This window comes from Stenotrophomonas sp. 05L44_2, from assembly GCF_056665995.1.
The window spans coordinates 1-3,813 of sequence record NZ_JBFTNR010000411.1 but is presented as its reverse complement, the minus strand read 5'-3'; the positions used below and the strand labels follow the sequence as shown (position 1 = coordinate 3,813).

The window sequence follows — 3,813 nt, the reverse complement described above, 5'->3', positions numbered from 1 at the left end:
TTCCATGACATCTCACGCCATCGCCAGGCGCAGGCGGCGCTGTCCTCGGCGCGGCAGGCAGCCGACGCCGCCAACCAGGCCAAGAGCGCGTTCCTGGCGACCATGAGCCATGAGATCCGCACGCCGCTGTACGGGGTGCTTGGCACGCTGGAGCTGCTCGGCCGCACGCCCTTGGATGCGCGCCAGTCGCAGTACCTGCGCACCATCGAGAGTTCTTCGTCGGTGCTGCTGCAGCTGATCAGCGACGTGCTGGATGTGTCCAAGATCGAGTCGGGCCAGCTGAGCCTGGAGCCGGCATCGTTCTCGCCGCGCGAGCTGACCGAGAGCGTGCTGCGCAGCTTCGCCGCTGCGGCGACGCGCAAGGGCCTGCAGGTACTGGTCTGCACCGATCCCCGGTTGCCGACACGGGTGCTCGGTGATGCCGACCGGATCCGCCAGGTGCTGGGCAACCTGCTCAGCAATGCCATCAAGTTCACCGAGCATGGCCGGGTGGTGCTGCGCGTACGACTGGTGCAGCGCGAAGGCGAGTCGAGCGTGCTGGCCTGGCAGGTCACCGATACCGGCGTGGGCATCGCCACCGAGGAACAGGCACGCCTGTTCGAGCCCTTCCGTCAAGTCCGTGGCGCTGCCAGTGCGCAGGGCACCGGGCTGGGCCTGTCGATCAGCGACCGCCTGGTGCGCTTGATGAGTGGCGAACTGCGCGTGGTCAGCGAGCCGGGACTGGGCAGCAGCTTCACCGTGCGCCTGCCCTTGCCGGTGCTGGCGGCGACCGAGGATGGCCCCGCATTGCTGGCCGAACCGCCGGTATACGTGCGCGGCCGCGATCGCGAGCTGGTCGACAGTGCCTGTGGCTGGCTGCGCCGCTGGGGTGCCAATGCGCAGCCGCTGCAGGGCGATCCTGCCCTGCTCGACCACGCCGGCGCGATCCTGATGGATGGCGAGGCGGAACAGCCGTTGGCCTGGCAGGGACCGCGGGTGTTGGCCTCGATCGATGGTGGCGACCAACCGGCACCTGCCGCCGATGGCGCGCTGCTGGTCACCCTGCATGGCATGTCCTCGATCGCCTTGGCGGTGGCACGCCAGCAGCGCCAATGCGCAACGCTGCCGACCGCAGCGCGCGATGTGCAGCCAGGCCCGCTGGGACTGCGGGTGCTGGCCGTGGAAGACAATCCCATCAACCGGGTGATCCTGGCCGAACAGCTGCAGGCCCTGGGCTGCGAGGTGGAGCTTGCGCAGGATGGTGTCGAGGCGTTGCAGCTGTGCCAGGCCCATGACTTCGACCTGGTGGTCACCGACATCAACATGCCGCGCATGGACGGCCACACCCTGGCACGCCGGCTGCGGGCGGAAGGCGTTCTGCTGCCGGTGATCGGCGCCACCGCCAACGCTACCGCCGAGGAGCGCGAGCGCTGCCTGGCCAGTGGCATGCAGGGCTATCTGAGCAAACCCATCGACATCGCACGCCTGCGTCAGGCGCTTTCCGCCGTTCGCCAAGGAGATCCTGCATGACCCGCCGTGTCCTGATCCTGGAAGACCAGCCGTTCCAACGCGGCTATCTCGTCAATCTGTTCAGCGCGCGCGCCGGCGTGCAGGTCGACGCCTGCGAAGACGTCGATGCGGCTATCGCCCTGTGTGCCTGCCAGGCCTATGACCTGGTGGTGAGCGATCTGTTGATGCCCGGCCAGGATGGCATCCAGTTCATCCAGGCACTGGCCGCGCAGCCGCGTCCGCCTCGGCTTGCCGTGGTCAGCGCAGCCTCGCGGCGGATGATGAGTTCRGCACGGTTGATGGCTGAATCACTGGGCCTGGACGTGGTCGGGCTGTTGGCCAAGCCGGTCGCCGCCAGCGATGTCGATGCACTGCTCGATGCACTGGCGCAGACCCGGCCAGCCGTGCGCACCAGCCCGGCCGCGCTGACACCCGAGCCGGACGCGGTGCAGCTGCGGCAGGCGCTGGCCGACGGCAGCCTGACTGCCTGGTTCCAGCCGAAGAAGTCGTTGCAGTCCGGGCGCGTGGTTGCCGCCGAGGCACTGGTGCGCTGGCGCCATCCGCAGCTCGGAACACTGGCGCCTGGAAGCTTCCTGCCGGCACTGTGCCGTCATGGCCTGGAGGGCGAACTGCTGCGCGCGATGCTCACCGCCAGCATCCAGGCGCAGGCGCGCTGGCGCTCCCAGGGATTCCGCGTGCCGGTATCGATCAACCTGCCGCCGCATCTGCTGGAGCAGTCCAATCTTCCCGATGAGCTGCTGGCATTGACCCTGGCCGCGGGCGGCAATCCGGCTGACCTGTGCTTCGAACTGATGGAGAACAGCACCACCCGCCACGTGAGCGACTTCTATGCAGGCGCGTGCCGGTTGCGGATGAAGGGGTTCGGCCTGGCGCAGGACGACTTCGGCCAAGGCCTGAGCTCGGTGCACAACCTGGTCAACACCCCCTTCACCGAGGTCAAGATCGATCGTGCGCTGGTCAGCGGCTGCGCGCGTGATCCCGCCCTGCACCTGACCTTGACCACCGTGATCGCGCTGGCCAACCAGCTCGGCCTGACCATCGTTGCCGAAGGCGTGGAGAGCGATGCCGATCTGGCCGCGCTGCGCCAGCTCGGCTGCAACCAGGTACAGGGCTTCCTGATTTCGCAGGCGCTGCCCTCGGACGACTTCACCCGACTGCTGGACGAAGATGCTCCGGATGAGGGCGCGCGCAGCAGCCGTGCAGCATCGCGCTGACAGTCGAGGCTGAAAGGCTTCACAATCCCATCAAGAGTCATTGACGATCCTCTCTGCGCGGCGGTACCGGCCGTGCCCCGGGCCCTTCGGGCCGCCATCGACCGCCTACTGCTCCGAGACCTGCCCATGCCGGCCGAGGCCGCTCCCGTACGCCGACTCGCCCGCCGCTCCCTGCGCGTACATGCCCTGCTGATTGGCGTGGTGGTGCTGGCAACCCTGCAGGCCGGCCTGCTGCTGTCCACCGGCAGCCAGCTGTTCAACGAAGAACAGAGCAAGATCCGCTATCACTTCCGTCGCCTGGACGGCACGCTGCAGGAACAGGACCGCTTCCTGCGGCAATGGCGCCTGCATGACGTAGGCAGTCGCGGGCAGCCAGGGGACGAATCTGCCTCGCGTGCGCCGTCCAGCCCCTTGTTCGCCAGTTTCGCCCGGATCGGTGCCGACAGCGGCGCTTCGGCACAGGCAGCGGACGAACTGGGCGACCGCTTCCTGCGCTTCTACGGCGCTTTCTGGGCGGCCTCCCGGTTTCCGCCTCCGCAATGCCTGCTGGTCGATGGCCAGGGCCGCCGTGGCCTGCTTGCGCCGATCCAGACAACGCGTGGTGATCCGGGCCAGAGCAGCCCGCATCACCTGCATCCGGCACTGGCCGCCATCCACCAGGTCCTGCGCGAACGTCCAGCGCTGCGCCGCGGCAGCGTGGTCTGGACACCGGTGGCCTGGCGCGAAGGCCAGACCCGGCTGCTTGCCATCGCGCACGCGCCGCAGGATGCCCGCCTGTGGGGCGAGAACGAGGACGAGTCACTGGCCGCCGTGGCCTGCCTGCTGGATCCCGGCCGCGTCGATGACTACCGCCAGGTGATGGGTACGCCGGTGTTCGAACGGATGTCACTGTTCGATGGCAACGGCCGCCTGCTGCTCGGTGATGCCAGCGATGCCAGCCGCGCCGCTACGTCCTGGCGCGCGGGACTGGACGGCCTGCTGTTCCGCATGCGCAGCGAACACGGCTGGCTGGCGGTGTATCACGTGGGCTGGCAACAGGTGTTCCAGCACCCGCGCGGGCCCCTGCTGGGCAGCATGGTGGTGGCACTGC

2 protein-coding genes and 1 pseudogene are annotated in these 3,813 nt (G+C 68.5%); all 3 read left to right on the top strand.

Going from position 1 to position 3,813, the window contains the following annotated elements:
* Positions 1–1,509, top strand: a 1,509-nt coding sequence (locus AC1VAN_RS14565; RefSeq protein ID WP_480986060.1) for a response regulator, incomplete at its 5' end; no start/stop codon positions are given.
* Entirely contained in the window at positions 1,506–2,723 is a 1,218-nt protein-coding gene (locus tag AC1VAN_RS14560; protein ID WP_442252027.1) for an EAL domain-containing response regulator, read from the top strand. The genes AC1VAN_RS14565 and AC1VAN_RS14560, both read left to right, overlap by 4 nt.
* Positions 2,724–2,849: 126 nt before the next feature.
* A pseudogene (locus AC1VAN_RS14555) lies at positions 2,850–3,813 on the top strand (hybrid sensor histidine kinase/response regulator); the annotation flags it as partial.